Annotated in this window: 21 protein-coding genes; 16 read left to right on the top strand and 5 right to left on the bottom strand. The window is 39.6% G+C overall.

Features of this window, described 5'->3' with window-relative positions; translation table 11 throughout:
• Positions 1-168: 168 nt before the first annotated feature.
• The gene (locus B1A77_RS01930) at positions 169-3,663 is read left to right on the top strand and encodes a PD-(D/E)XK nuclease family protein (RefSeq protein WP_077707758.1); all 3,495 of its coding nucleotides are present in this window, start codon (positions 169-171) and stop codon (positions 3,661-3,663) included.
• Complete coding sequence (gene addA, locus B1A77_RS01925; RefSeq protein ID WP_077707757.1) at positions 3,653-7,408, top strand: helicase-exonuclease AddAB subunit AddA; 3,756 nt, start codon at positions 3,653-3,655, stop codon at positions 7,406-7,408. Before B1A77_RS01930 ends, addA begins: the two co-directional genes overlap by 11 nt.
• 80 nt (positions 7,409-7,488) lie before the next feature.
• Here addA and B1A77_RS01920 read toward each other — a convergent pair whose 3' ends face one another.
• Positions 7,489-8,430 carry a diacylglycerol/lipid kinase family protein gene (locus B1A77_RS01920; protein WP_008602199.1) on the bottom strand — a complete coding sequence of 314 codons (942 nt, stop codon included), beginning with the start codon at positions 8,428-8,430 and terminating at the stop codon, positions 7,489-7,491.
• Positions 8,431-8,638: 208 nt separating this feature from the next.
• On the opposite strand from B1A77_RS01920, the gene B1A77_RS01915 reads away from it, so the two are divergent.
• Entirely contained in the window at positions 8,639-9,346 is a 708-nt protein-coding gene (locus B1A77_RS01915; RefSeq protein WP_004694848.1) for a GntR family transcriptional regulator, read from the top strand.
• A gap of 186 nt (positions 9,347-9,532) precedes the next feature.
• Here the strand turns inward: B1A77_RS01915 and B1A77_RS01910 are convergent, their stop codons facing one another.
• Positions 9,533-9,916, bottom strand: coding sequence for a helix-turn-helix domain-containing protein (locus B1A77_RS01910; RefSeq protein ID WP_008714784.1), 384 nt, complete (start codon positions 9,914-9,916; stop codon positions 9,533-9,535).
• 189 nt (positions 9,917-10,105) lie between these two features.
• Between B1A77_RS01910 and crcB the strand changes: the two genes are divergently transcribed.
• From crcB to B1A77_RS01895, 3 genes are all read left to right on the top strand, one after another.
• A complete protein-coding gene (crcB, locus tag B1A77_RS01905) occupies positions 10,106-10,486 on the top strand; it encodes a fluoride efflux transporter CrcB (protein WP_077707756.1) in 381 nt (126 codons plus the stop codon).
• 84 nt (positions 10,487-10,570) lie between these two features.
• Positions 10,571-11,551 carry a molybdopterin-binding protein gene (locus B1A77_RS01900; protein WP_077707755.1) on the top strand — a complete coding sequence of 327 codons (981 nt, stop codon included), beginning with the start codon at positions 10,571-10,573 and terminating at the stop codon, positions 11,549-11,551.
• 420 nt (positions 11,552-11,971) lie between these two features.
• Positions 11,972-14,470 (top strand): S-layer homology domain-containing protein, encoded by a 2,499-nt coding sequence (locus B1A77_RS01895; protein WP_077707754.1) that lies wholly within the window; start codon positions 11,972-11,974, stop codon positions 14,468-14,470.
• 134 nt (positions 14,471-14,604) lie between these two features.
• On the opposite strand, the gene B1A77_RS01890 is transcribed toward B1A77_RS01895, so the two are convergent.
• From B1A77_RS01890 to B1A77_RS01880, 3 genes are all read right to left on the bottom strand, one after another.
• Positions 14,605-14,835, bottom strand: a complete 231-nt coding sequence (locus B1A77_RS01890; protein WP_058948163.1) for a hypothetical protein — start codon at positions 14,833-14,835, stop codon at positions 14,605-14,607.
• Positions 14,836-14,844: 9 nt separating this feature from the next.
• Positions 14,845-15,690, bottom strand: a complete 846-nt coding sequence (locus B1A77_RS01885; protein WP_058948162.1) for a metallophosphoesterase — start codon at positions 15,688-15,690, stop codon at positions 14,845-14,847.
• Positions 15,691-15,767: 77 nt separating this feature from the next.
• The gene (locus B1A77_RS01880) at positions 15,768-16,541 is read right to left on the bottom strand and encodes a DUF4931 domain-containing protein (RefSeq protein WP_077707753.1); all 774 of its coding nucleotides are present in this window, start codon (positions 16,539-16,541) and stop codon (positions 15,768-15,770) included.
• A gap of 117 nt (positions 16,542-16,658) precedes the next feature.
• On the opposite strand from B1A77_RS01880, the gene B1A77_RS01875 reads away from it, so the two are divergent.
• The 10 genes from B1A77_RS01875 (at position 16,659) to B1A77_RS01820 (ending at position 24,564) form a co-directional block, all read left to right on the top strand.
• The gene (locus B1A77_RS01875; protein WP_077707752.1) at positions 16,659-17,180 is read left to right on the top strand and encodes an 8-oxo-dGTP diphosphatase; all 522 of its coding nucleotides are present in this window, start codon (positions 16,659-16,661) and stop codon (positions 17,178-17,180) included.
• 126 nt (positions 17,181-17,306) lie between these two features.
• Positions 17,307-18,404 (top strand): A/G-specific adenine glycosylase, encoded by a 1,098-nt coding sequence (gene mutY / locus B1A77_RS01870; protein WP_077707751.1) that lies wholly within the window; start codon positions 17,307-17,309, stop codon positions 18,402-18,404.
• Between the two features lie 16 nt (positions 18,405-18,420).
• Positions 18,421-19,602: a metallophosphoesterase gene (locus tag B1A77_RS01865; RefSeq protein WP_077707750.1), complete on the top strand. Its 1,182-nt coding sequence runs from the start codon at positions 18,421-18,423 to the stop codon at positions 19,600-19,602.
• Positions 19,603-20,292: 690 nt separating this feature from the next.
• The gene (locus B1A77_RS01850; RefSeq protein WP_229039609.1) at positions 20,293-21,291 is read left to right on the top strand and encodes a DUF805 domain-containing protein; all 999 of its coding nucleotides are present in this window, start codon (positions 20,293-20,295) and stop codon (positions 21,289-21,291) included.
• A 66-nt stretch (positions 21,292-21,357) separates the two neighbouring features.
• Complete coding sequence (locus tag B1A77_RS01845) at positions 21,358-21,603, top strand: hypothetical protein (RefSeq protein ID WP_038150490.1); 246 nt, start codon at positions 21,358-21,360, stop codon at positions 21,601-21,603.
• Positions 21,604-21,691: 88 nt separating this feature from the next.
• Positions 21,692-21,943 (top strand): hypothetical protein, encoded by a 252-nt coding sequence (locus B1A77_RS01840; RefSeq protein WP_004698184.1) that lies wholly within the window; start codon positions 21,692-21,694, stop codon positions 21,941-21,943.
• 43 nt (positions 21,944-21,986) lie between these two features.
• The gene (locus tag B1A77_RS01835; RefSeq protein WP_004698253.1) at positions 21,987-22,820 is read left to right on the top strand and encodes a hypothetical protein; all 834 of its coding nucleotides are present in this window, start codon (positions 21,987-21,989) and stop codon (positions 22,818-22,820) included.
• Positions 22,821-23,013: 193 nt separating this feature from the next.
• A complete protein-coding gene (locus B1A77_RS01830; protein ID WP_229039608.1) occupies positions 23,014-23,277 on the top strand; it encodes a hypothetical protein in 264 nt (87 codons plus the stop codon).
• 114 nt (positions 23,278-23,391) lie between these two features.
• Positions 23,392-23,763: a hypothetical protein gene (locus tag B1A77_RS01825; RefSeq protein ID WP_004698225.1), complete on the top strand. Its 372-nt coding sequence runs from the start codon at positions 23,392-23,394 to the stop codon at positions 23,761-23,763.
• 6 nt (positions 23,764-23,769) lie between these two features.
• Positions 23,770-24,564 carry a hypothetical protein gene (locus B1A77_RS01820; RefSeq protein WP_077707747.1) on the top strand — a complete coding sequence of 265 codons (795 nt, stop codon included), beginning with the start codon at positions 23,770-23,772 and terminating at the stop codon, positions 24,562-24,564.
• Positions 24,565-24,579 lie beyond the last annotated feature (15 nt).

Here is a 24,579-nt window from a genome sequence, read left to right as displayed (position 1 = left end):
AGTATAGTAATTTATTATATCGAAAAATTTCGTTTAATGCTATATCTAATTCGTATAGTGCTACAACTAATTTGTGTAGTGTTATATCTAATGCGTTAAATGATATGAGCAACATACATTTGTGAATTACATCAATTGAGATGGTGAAAGTTTCACTAGGGAGGTCTCATGAGTATTAGCGTCTATTATGGACGGGCTGGATCAGGCAAGACACGTGCCGTATATGAGCGCATACGTCAGGTCATGACAGATTGTCCAGGGGAACCAATAATTTTACTTGTTCCTGAACCTGCCACCTATCGGGTAGAACGGGAGCTAGCTGAATTTATGCCTGAAAAAGGCTTTACTACGGTTCGTGTCGTAGGCTTTGGGCGTTTGGGTTATCAGGTATATCAATCGATAGGCTCAAAAGGGGCTGGTCAATCAAGTTTATCAAGCTTTGGCCGGTCTATGTTGTTGCGCCTTGTAATGAAACGAAAGCAAAAGGAACTGGGGCTGTTAGAACAGGCTACAAAGCGGCCTGAGTTTTCCTCCGTATTGCAACAGCTCTTTTCTGAATTCCGTGCCTTTCGTGTAGGCCCTGCTGACCTAGAACGAGGGGCAGAATCTGTTAAAAATAATGTATTACAAAAGAAATTACGCGAGCTAGCTATCTGTATGTCTGCTTATGAAGAGGAACTCAGTCATCATGGGGAGCGCGACATCGATCCTATCATGGAAATCGTAGAGGCTTTGCCACAATCTCCTCTCATGGAGAATAGCCACGTCTTTATCGATGGTTTTCATTGGTTTACGCCCACACACTACGAGTTGATTTATACCTTGTTTGACTTGGCAAAGGAAGCCGTTATTACTATCGATTTACCGATGGCCCCAAAGGCGTTAAATTTAGCTCGTCGAGGGGAGCATCTTTTCAGCCGCCCTTTAGAGATTTACGACACCTTAGTTGCTCGTTATGGCTCTAGTATCAACTGGGTTGGCTTTGATGGGAAACGAGGCCCTCAAATCGTTCAAGAGCTAGAGGCTAATTATTTTGCTAGCCCTAGTAAGAAAAATACTACAGATGCAACGATTCCGCTTATTCGAGGCTATAACAGGGAACGCGAAGCCGATGCGGTGGCTCGTCGTATTTTAGCCTATATAGAATCATCTGAAGAGGCTCGTTACCGAGATGTATGTATCATGCTCCGCGAGTCTGAAACCTATGGTGACACTTTAGAAAAGGTTTTTGCTCGCTACGGCATTCCGCACTTTATCGACCGTCAGCGGCCTATGAAAAACCATCCATTAGGTGAGCTATTGTCGGCTCTCTTTGATATCGTGCGTTATAACTATAGTCGGGACAGCATGTTCCTCTTGCTCAAGACAGACTTGATGCCGCTTACTCGTGAGGCTGTAGATGAGTTAGAGAACTATGTTCTCGAGTTTGGTATCGACCATTATAAATGGGAACGTGAAAGCTGGCCGTACTTACGAGGCTTTCATGAGGGGCAAGATGAAGAGAGCTACGTAGATGCACCACGCAGAGCACGTGTTAACAAAGCAAGAGAAACTATTATGGATATATTATCTCCATGGTTTGACTTTGCTGCTAATGCGGAGGGTCATACAGGGGCTGAGTGGGGTACACAACTTTATGGTTTATTAGAAATCTTACAAGTGCCAGAGCGGCTCTATGAATGGGCGAAGGACGCAGAAACTATAGGTGATCAAGAATCCAAAGCTAGTCATGAACAGATGTATAATGCGGTTCTTTCCTTTATAGACGAAATTTCTATGGTCATGAAGGATGAAATATTGACTCTGGATGAGATGATGCTCCTCCTCGAAGAAGGCCTTAGCGATGTAAACTACTCTATGATTCCGCCGTCTTTAGACCATGTGGTGATTACCACTATCGAACGTGGTTACAGCCAGTGGTGGCCTAAGGTGTTCGTAATGGGCCTCAACCAAGGCGTATTCCCTCAAAGTATGGGAGATGAAGGCCTCATCAAGGATAAGGAGCGTCAAGAATTGGCCGATGCAGGCATTACCTTAGCAGAAGGGGCCTTGCCGAAGGCTTTCAACGAGAATTTTCTATTATATCTCGCCATGACACGGGCATCCGATTCGTTGACCTTGTCCTATGCGGGCTCTGGTGAGGATGGAACAGGTCTTGAGCCATCCCTCGTTGTAAAGCGATTAGAATCTCTTGGGTACGTAGATCAGGCAGTAGATATTCCTCTCTCCATTGCACCTGATACAGAGGCAGATTACGTGTGGCGCCCACTCCAAAGTCTGTCATTGCTATCTGAGCGTTGGGGGGCTCTCTTTAGTGGTTATGAGGTCAATCCTCTTTGGTGGGGACTCTATAACTGGGCTCGTGAAAGCGAAACTTATCGTCCTCGTTTAGCGGAGGTGTCACGTGGCATTCGAGATAATAACGATGTGCCTGTCATAACGCAGGATTTAGTGAATGGGCTGTTCTTGTCTAAAGGCTACATGTCTGGTTCTGTGACACGCCTTGAACGATACCAACAATGTCCGTTTAAGTTCTATGCCCAATATGGTTTGAAACTAGAACCGCGTCCAGTACGCTCCTTTGGAGCTCCTGAAATCGGTACGTTCTTGCATGCTAATTTAGAGCGCTTAGGTAATTATCTACTAGAAAATAACAAACAATGGCGTGACCTCGACGAAGAGGAACAAGAAAATCTATGCCGTACTGTGGCAGACGAAATCTTGCAAGAAAATCAGCTAGGTGAAGAAACGAGCGATGCCTACCAAAAGGCCATTGAACAGCGTGTACAGAGAACATTACATGTGACGGTAGACCGCCTCATAGAGTGGTCTAAGCGCAGCGATTTTGATACGAAGTATTTAGAGCAAGACTTTGGTCGTCAAGGTGGCTGGGATCCTATTCGGGTCCCTCTTGGTGAAGACCGTTACTTGCGACTCATCGGTCAAATTGACCGCATCGACGAATATACACGGGATGATCAAACCTATGGCATGGTTATCGACTACAAGTCGGGTGGTGCTCATGTGACGGCCCAAGATGTGTATTATGGACTTAAACTGCAACTCATGACCTATCTGTTGGCTTTGGAGTCCGCTTATGGTAAAACACATGGCGGATCTATGTCCCCTGCGGCGGTGGTTTACTCTTACGTGAAGAACCCTAAAATCCCTGCTGATGCGCCTATATCTTATGAAGATGCGGTTTTGTTGGCTAATGAAAGCGATGCTTGGCAAAACAGTGGGTACTTCTCCGATGATATTGAGTTGTTGACGCATATTGACAATAAGTTCTTGTCCTATGGTTCTAAGCGAGGGCCTTATGTGCCGATTGCTACGAAAAAAGACCAAACCATTTCCAGCAGAGATTTGCGGAAGGTTAAGTCTACAGGCGAATTTGACGTAATGTGCCGCTATACAAATCATGTGATGGCTGAGACGGGACGTAACATTGGGGACGGGCAGTTCCCAATTAAGCCATATCAATTGAATGGCCTTAGACCTTGTACATACTGCGACTACAGAACGGTATGTCGCTTTGATTCTAGCCGTAATCGATATAATTATTTGTCTAGATTGTCCGAAGATGATGCATTAGAACGGATGAAAGAGGTCTTAAACGACGGAAATAATAGTAGCGAAGGAGGTGAAAACCATGGGTGTTAAATGGACACCAGAGCAAGAGTCTGCTATTATAGCGCCTAAGGATTCCTCCTTAGATAATCAGACCTTACTTGTTGCGGCCGCTGCCGGTTCAGGTAAGACCGCGGTTCTTGTAGAACGCATTATTACGCGTCTTAAGGACATGGATAATCCCTTATCTGTTCAAGAACTCATGGTTGTAACTTTCACAAAGGCTGCAGCTCAAGAGATGAGCGCTCGTATTGGCCTTGCCTTGGCTAAAGCCATGGAATCTACAGATGATGCTGCACTACAAGCGCGCCTTGAACGACAGCTCAATCTGTTGCCCTCGGCTCATATTTCTACATTGCACTCCTTTTGCCAATGGGTAATCCGGTCCTATTTCTATAAGCTCGACATTAATCCGACAGCGCGCATCGGCAATGAAGCAGAAATGACATTGCTACAACAAGAGGTATTAGCCGATTTATTAACTAAATCCTATGAAGAGGGCCTTTATAATATCTATGAGCTAGCAGATTTCTTCAGCGATGATAAATCCGATGCAGGCTTAACGGCGAAGATTATGTCCCTGTATAACTACGCCATGTCCCTCGCCAATCCCGATGGATGGCTACGCAAAGCCTTAGAGCCTTATAAAGAGGCGATGGACATAAACCCTAGTGATACGTTGTGGGGTCAATATATGTGGTCTAATTACATGGCTGTCATCGATCGCATTCGCGAGCGCTTAGAGCGGATGGAACAAATCTTGCTCGATCCAACAGGACCTCATAAATGGCAAAACATATACGATAATCAACTGGCTGCACTAGGCATGCTTTCAGCGGCTCAAACTTGGGACGACATGGGGGAAGCTTGTAAACATATGGATACCTTTATTAAAGATCAGTTCCGTATGGGCTCAAAAGAGGCGCAAGCCTATGACCCTATATTGGTGGCAGAGTTTAAATCTTTGGGTGGTCAAAATAAAGATGACCTCAAAGCTATGCAAACCGCTATATTCACCGTTCCGGAGGCTACCTTGCAAGAGCAGTTTAAGGCTCAATATCCAATCATAGAAGGGTTAGTAGAACTGACGATTGCGTTCCATCAAGCGTATCGGGATATGAAACAAGAGCAAGGCATCATGGATTTTAGCGACCTTGAGCATCTATGCTTGGCCCTTCTCGTTGAGCCTGGCACAGAGGATGATCCTCAGCCATCTGAAGTAGCGAAGGAACTACAAGATACTTTCAAAGAAATCATGGTTGATGAATACCAAGATACGAACGGCGTGCAAGAGACGATTATTAACTTGATTTCTCGCATCGATAATAGGTTTTATGTGGGGGACGTGAAGCAGGCTATTTATAGCTTCCGTATGGCCGATAGTTCTCTGTTCATGGAGAAATATAATACGTACGGCGGCAATGATGCGGTAGAACGTCGTATCGACTTGGCAAAAAACTTCCGATCTGACGCAAATATTTTGGCGGCTACGAACTTCTTGTTCTACCAAATCATGACGGAAGACGCGGCAGAGCTCAATTACACAGAGGCTGAATCGCTCATTCCTGGCCGTATCGTGGAGGATGCGCCTGAGGATTGGGTCGGTGGTGACGTAGAATTGCAACTCTTAGATGTGAGTAAGGATACCCTTGGTGCTAGTGAAAGTGACGAAGATGAAGGGGATGACCCTGAAAACAACGAGCGTGAGCTAGATTTTATCATTCAAAAAATCAAAGAAATCCATGCTGCTAAGAAGCAGGTACAAAATCCAGATGGCACATTCCGTCAAATCGAGTGGCGAGACTTTGCTATTTTGCGCAGATCCTTAGCGGGCTGGGGGACGCGTGCCGTAGAAGCCATGCGGCAAGCGGGGATTCCTGCGGTGGTAAATGAGCGAGACGGTTACTTTGAAGCCCAAGAGATTCAACTCTTATTGGCGTTGTTATCCGTCATAGATAATCCGGAACAAGATTTGCCGATGGCTGCCGTGTTGCACTCTGGCCTCGTAGGCCTTGATGCCAACGAACTAGGTGCATTGCGCCTGTCTGGTGAGGGCTCCTTATGGTCTCTTATGCCAGCCTATGCAGAAGAGGCTCAAGATGAGCGTTTATTGGCCTTTATTGAGCATATGGAAAGGTGGCGCACCTTATCGCGTCGTCACGGTGTGACCGACTTGTTGTGGGATATTTACGAATCTCAAGACTATGTAAACTATGTGGGAGCTATGCCGAATGGCCTCGTTCGCCGTGCCAATGTGCTCGCCTTATACGATAGAGCCAAGGGCTATGAAGCCTCTGGCTTCCGTGGGCTCTTTAGGTTCTTGCGCTTTGTGGAAAGCTTACGCGACAGCAACCAAGATATGCCTCTTGCCAATGTGGTGAGCGAGGCAGACAATGTGGTGCGCCTTATGACCATCCATAAGAGTAAGGGCCTTGAATTCCCTGTAGTGTTCCTATCTGGTGTACAAAAAAGATTCAACATGATGGACTTGCGTTCAGAGCTTCTTATCGATAAAAATGCAGGTCTTGGTTTGAAAGGGTATTTCCCAGATATTCGAGTGTCCTTCCCGACCATGCCTTGGTTTTATGTGAAAGACGTAAAAGAAGCGGCCCTCAAGGCGGAGGAGCAGCGCATTCTCTATGTTGCCTTGACACGGGCACGAGATAAGCTGTTCATGACAGGCTTTATTAAAGGCTTTAAAAATTCTAAAGGTGTGTTAAGCACCATAGGTGAGCTCATTAAAAATGCGGCTTCCGTAGAAACTCAACAGTTACCGACAGATATTATTACACAAGCTAATACCTATCTAGACTGGATGATGATGGGCTTTGCTCGTCATTTAGATGGCGGTAATCCATTGCGCGTAGCCATCGAGTACGAAGGCCCCACCTATTTTGATTTGCCTGATAAACAGTGTCGTTTAAAGGTTGAAATTCATGATGGTTCTCTCTATGGTGATCTCGATTACAAAGCGGATATTGACGAGACAACAATCAATAAGGTGCGGGACTTAAAAGCTGTTAATTCCGTAGAATTACCGCAGAAAATCGTGGACCGTTTTAACTATATCTATCCATACAACGATGCTACACGACGTACTGCTAAAATTTCTGTTAGTGAATTGAAGCGACGATTCCAAGAACGAGAACTTGAAGCAGGAACTATTGATACTTTGAATGAACCGATTGCAACGGTAGAAGTTTCAGCAGATGCCCTAGCAAACTCCGTATTCGGTCGAAAGCCACAAGCATTACAGTCTGAAGATGATGTATTGACCGGTGCTCAATGGGGTACCTTGATGCATGAGGCTATGCAATGGCTACCTCTTGTGAAGTATACGCAAGCTTCTTTGACGAAAGAACTCGATGCATTGGTGGCGAAAGGGACTTTTACAGAGGAAGAACGGAATTTATTAAGCGATACAAGTTTGTATAAATTTTTCAACTCTGATCTTGGTAAGCGCCTTATCAATGCAAAACGTATCGAACGAGAGTTGCCGTTTAGCATGCTCTTTGAAGGAAAACGCGTATACGATACTTTAGAGGACGGGGAAAATCTGTTCCTTCAAGGTATTATTGATACGGCCTTTGAGGAGGATGGCGAATGGGTTCTCGTAGATTACAAAACGGATCGCGTTACATCCGGAGAAGAACTCATTAAGCGCTATAAAATCCAAATGGACCTCTATAAAGAGGCCTTGCAGCGATTGACGGGAATGCCCGTGAAAGCATGTTACATTTATAGCTTCCGCTTGCATGATGCAATCATTGTGGACTAATGCGCATAGATTCTTATAAATTAATAAACACAAAAGCTCTCTATCCGTTGATAGAGAGCTTTTGTGTTACCAATTACTTATTATATATGTGGTAGTTTAGGCAGATTTAAGGCTTTTTTCTTTTTGTGCTTTGCAGGTGCAAATACTTTGAGTACGCGTGGCAATACTTCAATATCCACAGGCATATCCGGACCTGCATCACCATCCATATTAGTCGATAAATCATCGACGTCAGATAGAAGTTCGATATGAGCTTTTTTTACCGTTAATGTCGTTGTATAACGAGAATTATAGATGGCACCACTGATAATGAGTGGTAATACGCTGAGAATATCGAGGATAAAATATTCCTTGAAGATGATGATACGCATATAACCATCATCTACAGAGGCTTCTGGCATAAAACGTTCAAAGCTAGAGACTACATTGGTAAGTAGGGCTAAAACGAGAGGGGATTTGCAGATGAAATCGTCGTTCTCTGTTTTGATGCGGTACGTGTAGTCCTTTGTAGTGAACAACGCTTGGCCTGCTCGCAAGAAATACGCAAGAGGGCCGAGTATGCTTTTTTCCTTTGGCGTAACTTCATCCACAACCTTAGGAATAACACCAGCTGCAATATTATTGCAGAAATACCGATCATTACAACGGCCGATATCAATGGTTCGAGTTTCATTGATATCGATACGCCTGATAGCTTGTGTTGGATTTTGGTGAATGCCGAGCGCACGAGACATATCATTTACTGTACCAACGGGGATAAACCCAAAGGTACAGGAGAATCCACCTTGGGCAATACCATTAACGGTTTCGTTAACAGTGCCGTCACCACCCATGCAGAATACGGCATCAAACCCGCGCTCACAAGCGTTCTTAGCGAAACGTGTAGCATCGCCTTCACCTCTGGTGAATTTAACCTCAATCGTTTCGAACAAGGTGCTCAATTTCCATTGTAAATCGAGGGCGTAACGGCGCGCTGCACCGCCTCCTGAGACAGGGTTGATGATAATCAAACAACGGCTCATAGTATACTTCCTTACTTTCAAAAATGAGATATAGCTATTATCTATAGTTAAATTGACAGTCTTAATGATGAGTTCTATAATTGTAATGTATGTACTTAATTTCGCACAACATACTGTCTAAGATATGTTGTATACTATATTATACTCATTTTAACCGTTCTTTGAAAGTCTGAAAGCACGAATGGTTAGCAAGGTTTAGGGGCTAGTAATGGGAAGACAAAGTTCAAAAGATAAATACAAATTGTCCGCAGTGGATTCTATCGAAAGATTACCTCTCAGTGAACAAGTATATTTAACATTAAAAACAGCTATCTTAACAGGCGAATTGATGCCTCAAGAGAAGCTTAACGAAGTAAAGATTGCAGAACAATTACAAGTGAGTGCTACACCTGTGCGTGAGGCATTTCGCAAATTGGCTAAAGATAATCTCGTAGTTATCGTTCCTTGGAAAGGCGTTACTGTAAAAGCTGACACGCCAGAAGAAATCGTAGCGCTTTACCAAGTTCGTGAAGTAATGGAAGGACTTGGTGCTAGATTATGTGCTCGTCATGCTACACCTGAGCAAGTACAAGAGCTAAGAACTCTTTGTAAAGAAATGCATGAAATTGAAGATGCCACAGAACGTGTTGATGTGAATAGCCGATTCCATACAATGATTGCTCATTACTCTGGCAATGAACGCATTGTAGATTATCTAGCAGGTTTCCGTGAACGCGTTAATCGCGACATGTACATCAGTTCTTTCAATGCTGTACGTACACATGATTGTGATGACGAACATGATCAAATCGTAGACGCTATTGAACGTCACGACGAAGTTGCTGCAGAAACAGCTATGCGTCAGCATATTAACAATGCATTTATCTTTAAAAAAGCAAATGCAGAAGTACAACATAAAAAACTTAATGAAGTGTAATGCCTGCTGATGCTGATGATGATGTAATAGGCATAATAACATATGAAAAGCTCCGCCATTGACGGAGCTTTTTTGATTGTTATTTTGAATAGTTAATTCAATTTTCATTTAGAGTATTTCGAGCATCTTGATATAAATTAGTTATCATTTGTTGTATTTAATTAACTGTTCTTTTAGTCTATCAGATTAGTTTGTTCTTGTTTTGTTTCGAGACGTTCTTTTGGTGTGGTTCAGAAGCTCTAGTCGTTTATAGTGTGATGTTAGGTGCGCATTACAGTTTTTATAATCTACAACACGCAGTCTTACGAGTTGACCTACGTTGATTTGAAAGGCTTGGGCGATTTTAAAAAGAATTTCCAAAGACATGCCAGAGATGCCTGTACCACATTCTAATTTACTTAAATAACTACGACTGATACCAATGTGACGAGCTAACTCTTGTTGAGACATATTTAGGGATACGCGAATAATGGCAATTTTATGACCTAAACAAACATATTGATGTTGTAAAAACGGGTCTTCGTATGTGTTGATCCGCAGTTCGGTGAGCGGTGTAGACGAGGGGTGCATAGGGACTCCTTTCTTTTCCCTACTCTCTAAATATAGTATACTGAGATTATTAGCATCTGACTAATATAGAAAAGTAGATAATTATCGGCTATTACAGATAATTACACGAATTGTGAAAGTAGTATTACATGTATGCTATAGTAATGTGATCATACCATCTAGTATGTTATCTTGAGTAGAGGAGGCAATATGGAAAAATACATAGCCGTTGCCCTCGGTGGCGCCACTGGGGCCTTATGCCGTATGGCTCTTGGTGAATGGGTGATGACAAAGGTCAGCTCGTTTCCGTATGGTACGGTAGTAGTAAACCTCGTTGGTTGCCTCATTATCGGTCTAGTCTTAGGCCTTTATATGCAAAAGCCAGATCTACCTCAATGGGCGAGATTCTTCCTCGTTGTAGGTGGGCTAGGTGCATTTACCACCTTCTCAACCTTTGCCTTTGAAATGCTACAGCTTATGATGGCTGAATCCTATGTACAAGCATTATGGTACGGTGCAGTACAAGTCGTAGGGGGCTTAATCCTCTGTTGGGTTGGTATGCTAATAGTGCGTCTACTCTGTACTATGTAAACATATTAATATTGAATAATAGTATTAAATACATTTTGATGTTATACAGTAACGTATTTTGTTATTAATGACTTGGGAGATATTATGAAATCTATTAGAACACAAGATGCCGTAGGGCAAATATTATTACACGATCTCGTAAGAATCGTCATCGGTGAGGTGAAAGACACGCCCTTCCGCCGTGGACATGTAATTACAGAAGAGGACATTCCTAAACTCTTGGATCTTGGCAAGGAACATGTATTTGTAATGGAGCCAGAAGATGAGGGGTTCTTGCACGAAGAGGATGTAGCTCGTGCTTTATACCATATGGCAGGCGGTGAAAACATGCACGATGGCCCTATGGCACAAGGTAAAATTGAAGCCATTGCGGATGTAGATGGCCTTTTCAAGGTCGATGTAGACCGATTATATGCTATCAATAGTATTGGTGAGTTGACTATTGTAACGAGATTTAATAATACACCTGTGAAAGCTGGTGATAAACTAGCAGGCATGCGCTGTATTCCATTGTTGTTAGAAGAACAACAAGTAGAAGATGCAAAGAAAATTGCTGATGGTAAGCCTTTGTTACATGTAAAGCCGTTCGTGCGCAAAACAATGGGTATCGTTACGACTGGTTCTGAAGTATTTGAAGGTCGTATTAAAGATGCTTTCACACCAATCATTGAAGAACGTTGTGCTGAATTTGGTGTTACAAAGGTAGCTCACGAAATTGTAACGGATAATACAGACGATATCGTGGCGGCTATCGACAAGGTGAAAGCAGCAGGCGCAGATATCATTTTCTGCACTGGCGGTATGAGCGTTGACCCAGATGATCTCACTCCAGGAGCGATTAAACGCTATGCAGATCGAGTAGTTACCTATGGATTACCTGTGTTACCAGGGTCCATGGTTTGCATTGCTTACTGTGCAGATGGCACACCAATTCTTGGTGTACCAGGTGGTGTATTGTTCAGCAAACCGACTGCTTTTGATGAAATTGTGCCACGCCTCATCGCAGATGATGAAATCACCAAAGAAGATTGTATAGCTATGGGCCATGGAGGATTCTTGGGCTAATAGGCTAGTATAACAAGATTAGCTAGAATAACCAATATAGCTATTCTAAGTAATATAGCTAAAGCAAATAATATAACTAGAATAATTAGTATAGCTAATATAATGAATATAGTTAATATAGCCAATATAAGGAGATAAGATAAATCTTATCTCCTTATATTGTTATTATGCTATTAATTTATAGTATGATGAATTTGATAGAATTTTTATTTATAGATAAAATTGATAATTTTATCTATTTTGTTAAAAAATTCGTTTACTTCATTTAATATTTAAAGTACAATAATAGTTAAGGATAATGATAATACATTAGTTAATAATGGACATATTTTATGCTGAGTTTTGTTGAATATATATTATAAATGATAATATATTATCCGTTGTATTTATAATTTTAGATGTAGGGAGGAATAGTAAACGATGAAAAGAAAACAAGTTGCATTATCATTGGCAATACTACTTGCGTTAGGCACGGGAACTGTATTACATGTAGAAGCACAAGGAAATCCGACAGAGTATTCACGTCACTTTGGTGATGAAAACACGGTTACCAGTGACCATAGTTTAGCAGTAGGTTTCAGAAATACGGTATCCGGTTCATATTCAACTGCTGTAGGACAGTCTTCTACCGCATCTGGTGAGACTTCACTAGCTATCGGACGAAGTGCACAGGCAACTGCTAATAATACCAATGCTATTGGTCGGAGTGCACGAGCAGAAGGTGAAAATGCTACTGCAATAGGCCATGGATCAGTTTCTTCAGGGCGTAATTCAAATGCCTTTGGTTCATCCGCTAAAGCATCTGCTGAAGCTTCTACAGCGGTTGGCAATAGTACAAAGGCTAGTGGTATTTCAAGTACCGCTACTGGCTTTAATGCTGAGGCATCTGGTAATTTCTCTTCAGCATATGGTAATGATGCTAGAGCAAAGGGAAATCGTTCAGTAGCCGTTGGATATAATGCAAAAGCTGAAGAGAGTGCAACTGCTGTAGGTAATAATGCTAATGCTGGTGCTGCAAATGCTGTTGCAGTAGGTTCAGGTAATACGATTACTGCACGTAGTGGAGTTGGAATTGGTAGCAGTAATTCTGTTTCTGGCATTGATTCTGGCGCTTTTGGGGTTAGAAATAACGTAGCGCAAGCAAATACATATGTACTGGGCAGTAATGTGACGTCAACACAAGGAAATAGTGTTCTCTTAGGCAATGCATCTACCGATAGAGCTGCCACAACAGAAACACAAGCTAATATAAATGGTATCAACTATTCCGGCTTTGCTGGGGTAGGGTCAGCTCGTAACGGCGTTACGAGTGTTGGTGCATCTGGTAAAGAACGTCAGGTGATTAATGTAGCATCTGGGAAAGTATCTTCTGATAGCACGGATGCTATAAATGGTAGTCAATTATATGCAGTAGCAAATACAGTGGGCGGAATTCTTAATAATCACAATACATTAATTCAAAATAATATTAATGAAATCGATAAAAATAAAGAAAAAATTGCCGACAATGAACGAAAATTAAAAGATCATACAGATGTCTTACAAAAACATGAAGATATTTTAAATGGACATAGTCAAGAATTAGAAAAACATAATAAATTAATTGTAAATCATGATAATCAAATTACTCGTTTAACTAAAGAAAATCTTCGTCAAGATGCTGATTTACTTCGTCATGAAGATCAAATTCAAAATCATGACATTCAATTAAAAAATCAAACTGAACGTATGAATAATCAAGAAAAACGTATTGACAATCAAGATAAGCGTTTAGATTATTTAGATAATCGTGTTGATAATCATGATGCTCGAATTGAAAATCATAGTGAGCGTATCGAAAGTCATGAACGTCGTATTGAATATAATAAGACTTTAGCCACAGAAGCATTAAAAGAAGCTAAAAAACATACTAGCATTTCTGCAGGTAATAATGTAACTGTAACTACAAGCACAAATGCTGCTGGTGGTACTGATTACAAAGTATCTGTAGATAAAGTTAAATTTGGTAATGTTTCTTTGGACAATAAAGGTCTAAATAATGGTGGCAATAAAATCACTAATGTAGCCGATGGTGAAGTATCCGCTACATCTAAAGATGCCGTTAACGGTAGCCAATTGTATCAAGCTACTAGCGGTATTAGTAATGGTGTGAACCTATTAAATAGCAAAATAGGAAAAGTTGGTGCTGGTGCGGCTGCATTAGCGGCTATTCATCCATTGGATTTTGATCCTGATGATAAATGGAATTTTGCGGCTGGTTACGGTAACTATGCCGGTGAAAATGCGATGGCATTAGGTGCTTTCTACAGACCAAATGAAGACACTATGTTCAGCGTAGCTGGATCCATGGGTAACGGTGAAAACATGGTCAATGCCGGCGTTTCATTGAAATTAGGTCAAAAAAATGGTGTATCTACTTCTAGAGTAGCTTTGGCTAAAGAGGTTCAAGACTTAAAGGCCATTGTAAAAGCCCAAAATGTAGAGATTCAACAAATGAAGGTATCCATGGGAATGGCACCTCAGTATGACAAGAAAGATGTGAACTTCCCTGATGTACCGGCTAATCATTGGGCTTATGAATATGTGAAAGACTTGGCTGATAAAGGTCTTGTTGAAGGTTATCCTGATGGCGAATTTAAAGGCGATCGTGCGATGACTCGTTATGAGTATGCTGCAATCATTTATCGTGCTTTACAATTGGGTGCTCCAATTGATGGCAAAATGGGGCGTGCGATTAACGAATTTAATCCTGAATTGGCTCGTCTTCGTGATTTGGATCGTACTCGTGTAGATCGAATCTCTGGTAAAGATAATGATCGTCATAAGGTAGAACGACTTCGTGTCAACAATAAAGACAATAAGCAAACTAATGATTACAGAGACGTTTATGGTAGTCATATCGAGCGTAATGCGAAGTAATTACTTGTCATGAATTAACCTTTTAAACTAAAAGGAAGACAACAAAATAGTTCTTGTATAAACTAAAGAAAAAACAAAGGAGGCTGTGATAAACAGCCTCCTTTGTTCAATTAATTGCATTATTAATTGCGTTATTAAAATGATTTTTTACCTAGTGTAGGGTGGCTACAACGTTTTAGCGTTAGGGTATCAATCATATGGACGGCTTCGTCCAATGTAATATCTTCGCGCTTCGTTGGTGTTTCTAGGACAGCTAACGGATGATCCGTGCCTACCTCACCAGAAGGCAAGTATATATATTCTTGGTTGACGGCGTCACCAAAGATATAGCCGGCTTGTAAATGTTCTTTGTGAATGCGACTCATGGTCTCTCCTTAAATAATTTGCTTTAGCATGAAGTCTAGATAGTCTGCAGATACTAACTCTAGTTTTGTCGTACCAAATTCCTTTGGAATCCGGTTAAAGGAAATTTGATCGTGTAAGTGGCCAAAAATGCAGATATCTACCTTATATTGCTTCATGAGGTCCGTAAATCCCGAAGGGGCGTTGGACTCGTTGAATGGAGGGTAGTGTAGCAACAATAATTTGGTTACTGGAATATTCTCTATATCTATAATTAAATTAGATGTTGTAATTGAATCAGATGTTGATGAATAGGCCTTTTTAGAACAGGTCACATCTGTGACCTTTGTTTCCTCCTTAAGTTCTTCAAGCATATTATGTATAGCCTTATCTATTTCTTGAAGTGCCGCTTCAGTACGCATCACTTCTCTATCGTAAATGGATTGGTCCGTTTCTGGGGAGAAGTGGGAGTCTCCAGGACAGAGGTAGGCACGCGTTCCTCCGAATGCAATAAGACGCGGACCTTCTTCGGTTTGGATGAGTTCTGCGGTGCCGTGACCTTGTATAAAGGTAATAGCGTCGCCCATGAGATTATGCATCTTGTTTGCCGATGCCCACCAATAATCATGGTTGCCGCGAATCATATATTTTTTACCAGGTAAAGATGCAATTTCTTGTAAATCGCAGGCCGCTTCCTCGAGGCGGAGGGCCCAGCTCATGTCTCCTACGAGAAAGACGATGTCTTCATCGCTTACATTGGCATTCCAATGCTCTTTGATGCGGGCCCAGTGATCATTCCAGTGAGGACCAAAAATATCCATCGGCTTTGTGGGGGGATTGCCAGATAGATGGAGGTCGCCGATGGCAAATACTTTCATAAAAATCCTTTCAAATATGTATGGTTAAAACCATATATCAAATTATCTATCAAATTATGTACAGTATATAGTTAGTGCTATTTAGTAGCTTGAAAATAAGGTGTAATATCGTGCTTGATTTTGGCGGCTCGTCCCTCATCGCAAGTTTGTGGAATTTTGTAGCCTACATAGAGGGGCGTTGTTACATAACGCGCCACTACCTTGATGTAATCATAGCCGTCCTCAAGATTATATACAAAGTAATTATAGGACTGGCTAAAGTTTGCTACACTATGCAATACATAGCGCAAAATTTGCTGTAGTCGAAGGGCTACAGCACGAACCGGTGTATCTGGTTTAAAGCGAATATTGTACTCAAAGAACCCGATAATCGGATGGGTAGACAAGGTGATGCGTACATCTTGATCCTCGTGCAAGAGCCAACCCTCCATATTTTGGGCCGTAATATCTTTGTGGTAATCGTAATTCTCAAGTCCTATGATTTGGCTGTGAGGATGACGAATAGAGCCACCGGACATATAGCCATGATTCTTGAAGAACAGTACGGATTTGAACTCTTTACGCTGACGAGTTTCGCGCCATTTATCGAGACCAAATTGGAGAATATGGGCGGCTTCGTCTGTAGGTAAGGTAGAAAATTCGCCTTCGTCAGTTTCCGTTTCGATAATGACGGTAGGCCAAGTTTTTTCTAATACAGGATACTTGTTCATGAGCCATATAATATGGCCTGATGTATCGAGAATATCCGTTAATTTGGAACGATCACAGAAGGGACAACGCACTTGTTCATTGCGAATATTGACGGGCTTTGTCCGTCCTAATTCGATATTAAATCTAAGTGGTTTGTTCATCATGTGCCTCCTCCCTTGTAAGAAATTCTATACTCTTAATCATACCACAACTAGCACATTCGTACATGAAATAATGGTATAATAATAGTGTGTTATTTTTGTAATTAAGGAGACCCTATGAAACCAACGACACTCGTATTTCCCATTGATGAACAAAATCGTATATTGTTAGGGCGTAAGAAGCGTGGTTTTGGGGCTAACAAATATAATGGTTTCGGTGGTAAACTTGATGATGGTGAAAGCTTCCGAGAGTGTGCCATTCGCGAACTCTATGAGGAATCTGGCCTTCAGGGAACCCCTGAAGACTTAGAATGTGTCGCGGCTTTTGATTTTCAATTTCCTTTTGATGAAAGCTTAACGCACGTGAGTTATGTGTATTTCTTGCGTGCTTTCACAGGCAATGTAGAGGAAACAGACGAAATGGAGCCTCATTGGCTAGAACCGAATCAAATTCCTTATGGACATATGTGGGATGGTGACCGCAGATGGTTGCCGATGTTGTTAGAAGGTAAGAAATTAAAAGGACCTATTGTGTTTGGACGAGATAATAATATGGTGGATAAGATGGATTTGACCACTGTTGATACTGTTCTTGAAAGCGAACACTTGGCGCGCATCGATCTGTATATTAATGGATGATGAATGTACGATTTGTTACAATTTAACGTTAAAATCGTTATCTGGTGGGTATTGGAGTATAAAATAGGGATTATGTAGCCGTGAAAGTGGTACTAGGCTCCTAAATTTATAATATATTGAGGTAATATGACTGATAAAAAGAACCCAAAGTGGGTGCCACAGCTATTGGCGTGGTATGATGTACATAAACGGGAGTTGCCGTGGCGCGGTTGTGGGGACCCTTATAAGATTTGGGTTTCCGAGGTGATGAGTCAGCAGACCCGCATTGAGGCAATGAAACCCTATTATGATAACTGGATGCGTCTATTTCCAACCTTGGAGGATTTGGCAAAGGCCTCCGAAGATGAGGTGGTTCACGCATGGCAAGGGCTTGGTTATTATAGTCGTGCTCGTAACTTGCGTCTTGGCGTAAAGGACGTCGTTGAAAATTACGGCGGTATCGTGCCTCATGACCGTAAGACCATGGAATCCTTGAAGGGCGTAGGTTCTTATACGGCAGGGGCTGTGCTATCCATGGCGTACAACGAACCAGAGGTGGCTGTAGATGGCAATGTACTGCGCATTTATGCTCGGTTGTATCGCATCTTTGATGATATTTTGAGCACTAAAGGTAAAAAGGCTATTACGGCTATCGTAGAGGAGACTTTACCTCACGATCGACCTGGCGACTTTAACCAAGCCTTGATGGACTTTGGGTCTGCCGTATGTATTCCAAAGACACCCCGCTGTGGCGAATGTCCTATTGTAAATATGTGCGAAGCATACCAACATAAGGATACAGATAAACTACCTGTGCGCATCAAGAAAACAAAGGTAGTAGAGGTGCCTTTATTCGTGGGGATCTTGCAGTATAAAGGCTATTATTTATTGCATAAACGGCCGAACCGTGGACTTTTACGATCCATGTGGGAATTCCCATCTGTGGAAATGGTATCTGCCTTTGAGGACGGAGAACGAGGCCTTGAGGAATTAGTTCAGGCCCTTGGCTTTGATCTATCTTTGCAACCAGTACTTGTGAAAGAAATAACACATGTTTTCTCTCACCGAAAATGGTTTATGAAAGCATTCCGCGGTGATTTAACGTACACAGGGGACGCTAATAATATATTGATTGCAGATATCCAACAGCAATTGCCAAAGGACTGGATGCTCATCAAGCGCGATGAGTTCTCCGACTATGCTTGGGCGGGACCTCATGGTAAACTGACGGAAATCGCAAAGTAATTTGTAGGAGCAATGAATGAGAATTCTATTTAATATCATTTTTTCTGCCATCCTCGCAATAGGTCTGGTAGGATTTTGGACTCTATTCCTCAACTTGTGGAAGCCTAAAAAGAAATGGCCTGCCTGGGTGGGCTATATCATCATTATCGGTGCGTGGTTCGCGGCTATCCGATACTATATACTCAATCAAGTGGATTTATATGGTACGATGTACTATCCTTTGATGAATATGTTCCGTACTGAAAGCTATGGATTCCTCTTTGGCGTATTCCTAGCGATTCCTGTATTTATCATACTTAGTCTATTATATTGGACAATTAATAAGATTTGGAGCAAAACACCAGAGGAAAATAGAACGGGTCGTCGTGCTTTCTTTAGAACTGCTGCAACTATAGTGCCGTTGGCTACTATCGGTGGTTCTAGCTATGCTGCCTTTGCAGGTCAACAAGAGGTAGTAGTAACGCATGAAAGCTTTGGCTACACGAATCTACCACCTGGTTTGAAAAACTATAAAATTGTTCAACTTAGTGATATTCATATAGGTCCGAGTATCGACTTAGATGACTTTGATGAAATCCTGAAACTAGCGCTTTTACAAAAGCCTAATCGCGTTGTTATCACTGGTGACCTCATTGATAAGCTTGCATGGTTGCCGCAAGTCTGTGAAAGACTGACAACCTTTGCAAAACAAATCCCAGATGGGGTTGACTTTATCTTGGGAAATCACGAGTATCATCACGATGTAAATAAGGTGCTGGATTCACTTAAACGAAATACACCTATGAATATTCTTGTGAATAGTAATATTCAAATCATGGGGGGCAAACAACCTGTATATATTGCGGGCGTTGCGTACGATAACGATCGGGAAAAAGAAAAGCGTGAAGCTATGATTGATAAGGCTTTATCTGGAATTCCAGACTATGCCTTTGTTATCCTATTGGCTCATCACCCTGAATTCTTCGAAGAATCTATTGAACGAAAGATTCCGTTGACTCTATCTGGACATACCCACGGAGGTCAAATCGTATTTATGGGCGTACCATTAGTACCAACGGGCACACCATATACAAAAGGTCGCTATGTAGAAGAACAAAGCGTATGCTACGTTAATAACGGCACAGGACACTGGTTCCCAATTCGTATCAACTGTCCACGAGAAATTACGGTTATTACATTCTTTGATGGAGTAGCTTAGTTTGAAAGACAAACTCACTATAGGTATACATTAATGTATAGTAAATCCTTTATTTATAAAATCCTTATATGTATTATTGTGCTTATGCTATTTGATATCTCTCTAATCTACGATATGACAGCGGATATATATAAGAGATATCTCAAAATAGCAATACTAGTGGCAATTGGATGCCATTTAGATTTATACCTGGAACTTAGTAAACAAGAAATACTGCTAATACAGGCGTTTAAGAATGATACATTTAACGAGACCTATGAACTGTTAAATACAAAACAGGCTATTCTCATCATATTCTTGATTATATTAATGACTATAAACCTTGTGAATATATAGGTTTTATGTTGGGAGTAAGCATATGTTTTTAAAACTTTATAATTATTTTGTGCGAGGCTTAGTACTTTTTTTACTTATATGTATTCCATATAGTCTTGTCACAAATCCAGAGTTGATTGAAGATGAAGTAGATTTTTATTTCTTTGTTATCGCATATGTTATAATACTTTTGTTTTATGTGGTATGGAACTATATTTATAACTATTTAAGACGTAAAAGAGGGTAGCATTTGTGTGCATTCATTTACCATTAGTTCTGGAATCTATCTTTTTTCGGTGATTGTTTTATATTGGATTATATAAAATACTGCTAAAAACTTTCACCATTATTGGTATCTATATGATAATTAAAAGTATGAAACAGTTTTTAGTTGATGAATTTAGTAAGTTTAAAATTGAAGTAGTAGCGTTAATTCAATATGTAAGAAATCTTAAAACACTTACGATGAATGTGCAAACTTATCTTTCAATAAATATTTTAGTTTTCTTGGGCATAGAAGCAAATATTTTCATGCTTTCTCTTCCTTTTGATAGAATATATAATCAAGAATACTATAATATGTTATTTTATGTAGGGCATACTCTTTATATTCTTTTTGTTTTTATTACAAATTACATGCGGTTGAATTATTATAAAAAGGCTTCTTTTAATTGGCTTAATGTCATTATAATGATTTCTTTAGTAATGGTTTTACTTTTGGGTAAAAGTATTACTATTTCTAGTTCTAATTTTAGCTTTAGAGGCACTACTGATTATATATTGGGGAATGAGGTACTATGGAGCGTAGATACACCTGAGATGTTCTTTCCTTTTCTGATGGGGTTGATACTATTTTGGGCATTTGGAATCGATAAATTATGGTCTGCTCATAATACTATTGAAACTAATGGGATTATTTTTGATAATAAAGTTATTGATGTGTGGTGGGGCAATAGAAATGATTTAACCGATGGGCAAATTAAGACCTTAAAGTTATATTATAGTCGACAGGAGTCCTACCCTTTTTGGATTGATATCTATAAAAGTATTTTAATAGATAGTTTATGGTTTTATGGACGCAGTACTGTTCGTCAGTGGCATATGTTTAATGTGTTTTTAGCTTTTATTATGTATAATTTTGTTGTAACTTATACTATTGAGCCATCCATTCTAAGATATACTTTATACATTTATCTTACATATACTGTAATTACTATGATATGTAGACGCTTGATGGATACCAATAGTAGTATTTTTTGGCTTATTTGCTTATTTGTACCTTTAGTTAATATATATGTGCTGTATTTACTATATAATAAAACATCTGCATTATATGATCAGGAAAGTAACTCAATCTTTTATTATCCTTTATAACTGATATTCTCCTGCTATGAGAATCTAGTAGCAGGGGGTATGAAAAAGCTGAATTAGTGAGAGAAAATGAATAAACTAGAAGAGATAAGATGTTATCTAGACATGAACGAAGAGGTTGAGTTTAGATATAAAGGATTAGAGTGTTTTATAACTCCAAATAGTGTTATTTGGGAGTTTTGGATTAATGATGAATGTGTCATTAAAGAGCCAGATTTAGACACTTTTTTAATGATACCTTGCTTAGAAGATCACACAATTAGTGATATTTTTGCTAATGAGTTATATGATGAAAAATCTTTGTACATTTTTTAAACCTTTAATATCAGTGTTTATAAGGTAATTGGCAGCATCTTAAGGCTAAGTATGTTTGACTAGAAAAATTAGGAAGGAGTAAACATCAATGAGTGATTCGGGTGCTTCTTTATATGATGAAGTTTTTGAAGGCTTGAAATGTAACAGAGAGTTAGAAATATATTATAATGATTCCACATATGGGGTTGTTACTTATAGGACGTTATGGCAACTCTGGAAAGATGAGGATCTTTTAGTAGAATGTAATGATTTTTTACCATTATTAGAAAATCCATTAATAAATGGGAGGAGTTTAAAAGATATTATAGAGCAGAGCGAGTGTGGATTGCTTTTAATGTAAAGGGTCTGAATTATAATCTAATGAAACTATAGAAGGAATGTAGATGATAGAATTAGAATCTATTAAGCAGATAAAAAGTCCAAGTTTAGAAAATGTTATAATTTTTGCTTTGCGATGTGCAAATTATATGATTATAAATGATAAACTTAATGGTTTAATTGTTTTGGACCTGGAGTGGAGAGAAGTTAATAGAATTTATATAGGCGAACAATTATTACTTATTGAAGCAATTTACACAGATGTGGTGAGAAATAGAATTGTATTTAAGTTAGAGTCGTCTTTATGCTTTGTAGATATCGATGCACATTTTGTTAAGATAATACCTATTCCTAATAATATTAAGGAATTCTATTTTTATCAATTATATAAATTTAGTGATGACATAATTTTAATGCGTACCAATAAAGGGGTAGTATCTTTGTCATTGATTGATTATTCTGTTCGTATTATAGATGAAATAGCAGACTATGATGAAAAATTTGCATATTTTGTTTATGAAAGTGAAATAAAAGAGTCCTTTCTTCATAATGGAAAATTAGTATGCTTGGATACAAATAATATTACGATATTAGATAATCTAAAAAAGATTCAGATTCAAAACCCTATTTCTGTTCCGTATTATGACATATCTGTGACTGATAAATATGGATTAGCTGTTGCAGAGAATCAATTACAGATTTTTAATCTCAATGGAGATATAAAAAGCAAGATATTATCATATAAAAGACCATGGTATGGTGGGAGAGCTGATATAGTTGAAAAAGATGATGGACTTCATCTATATGTAATAAGTCGTAATGATTTGGACGAATTAACAAGTCTTTCAGAATATGTAATGCCGTTTGATAAGATGCCTAATCATGTAGTGTTGTTATAAGATTTATATTTAGAAAGTCGTTTCTAGAAATGTCGGTTCTTTTACATCTGTTGCGGCAAGTGAGAGTGTGCTACAGATAAAATTAAATCTGATTAAAGAAGGATGTAGATAAGTAATGTATCAAGATCTGATTATAATATTGGGGATTATATTTCTCATATACAAACTTATTACGCATGAAGGTAAGCTTAGTATGGCTAGAGTTATTGCAACGTTTTCTATTATTGTCGGTTGTGGATTAGTATTGCTGAGTAAACTGATATCTCCATTTGTTTTACTATTTTGGTGGCTAATATGTATCGGGATTTCTTTGATAGGAATGTATTTTGTGCCAAGTAGTGAGAATTATGATGAGGATAAAACTCAAAAGCATCAAAAGCTATATAGAGGGGCTTTATACTCCTGGATATTTATGATAGCTTTATATATTTTTCTATATATTTTGATTTATTATTAGCTATATCCTTATTATTGAGCTAAGTATAATACCAATATAATATCAGGTGTATAAATCCACAAGGGAGACGCTAGCGTTAATATTCAAACACTGTAACGAGATACAAATGATAGCTTGAATAAGCTTGATGAAATCTTTGATAACAAGAAAATTGAAGAACGTCAAGAATTATCTAAATTATTTGCAAAAGAAGCCTTTGGCCAATTACATAATTTGAATCCAACCTCTAAAGAAGGTAAAGTTGCAAAAGCGATAGCCCATGGCATAGTCGCTGAAGTATCTTCCCGTATGGCAGGGAATAAACCAGGTAGTGGTTTTTATGCTGGTGCTACCAATGAAGCATTAATTGGAGAAATTCAAAAAATTGCAAAAGAAAAACCTGATGTAGCTCAAACATTAAGTGCATTACTAGGTGCTGCTGTAAATGGTACTTTAGGTTATTCTCCTGTAACAGGTGCAGCTGAAGCACAATATGGGACTAAATGAAATCAATTGAGTGAGCATCAGATAGAGTCTTTAAGAATTGCAATTATTAGAAACCTTGATAATAATGGTAGTGTTGAAGAGTTAATAAGAATACTTGAAAATGGCGTAACTATAAGTTATATTCAAGAAGCTGAGAATCCTTTTCTTAGTAAAAATGTAGATGGAACTTATACTATTAAAGCTGAAGGTTATTTTTATGATGATGATATGTTTCTAGGGGTTAAAGGATTAGGAGCAAGGATAGTCAATAAGCTAGGCATAAATTATCATGTCACTCTTATGAATAAAGATGTATCATTAGGTACTACAATCATACTAGATGAAATGGCTACTTTGGCTAGAGCCAAATACAGTAATGGATCCAATAATGAAAGATTCATTTTTGTTGATACATCTGATAAAGTGAGTGTAATGCCTGTATCTGAATCTAAGTCTATATTTGTTTGGACTAAGGATGCCTTAGGCAAGTCTGTTGCTCAAAATGTATTATCTGAAGTAGCAAATCAACCATGGGTTGGATATGTGTATTATGCAGAGAACGCATCAAAAATTACTCGAACTGTAGCGAAAGTTGGAGGGCCTGTTTCAATAGGTTTCTTACTTAACGATATACAAAATGATTACCAAATGTACAGTGGGCGTGAACTAGTAAAGGCTTGGGGAGCTAATTTGATTCCAGTAGCTACTGGATTAGGGGGTGGAGTTGTAGGAGGTAGTGCGGGCCCTGTAGGGTTTTTGCTGTTGGTGTTGCTGGAGCGTCATTTGGGGATTATTATAAGGATAGAATCAAATCTAATTTAAAAAAGGATATAGAGA

Origin of the sequence: Veillonella parvula, from assembly GCF_002005185.1 — a bacterium.
Taxonomy (GTDB): domain Bacteria; phylum Bacillota; class Negativicutes; order Veillonellales; family Veillonellaceae; genus Veillonella; species Veillonella parvula_M.
The sequence above is the reverse complement of the archived record's forward strand: the minus strand, read 5'-3'. Positions and strand labels throughout refer to the sequence as shown.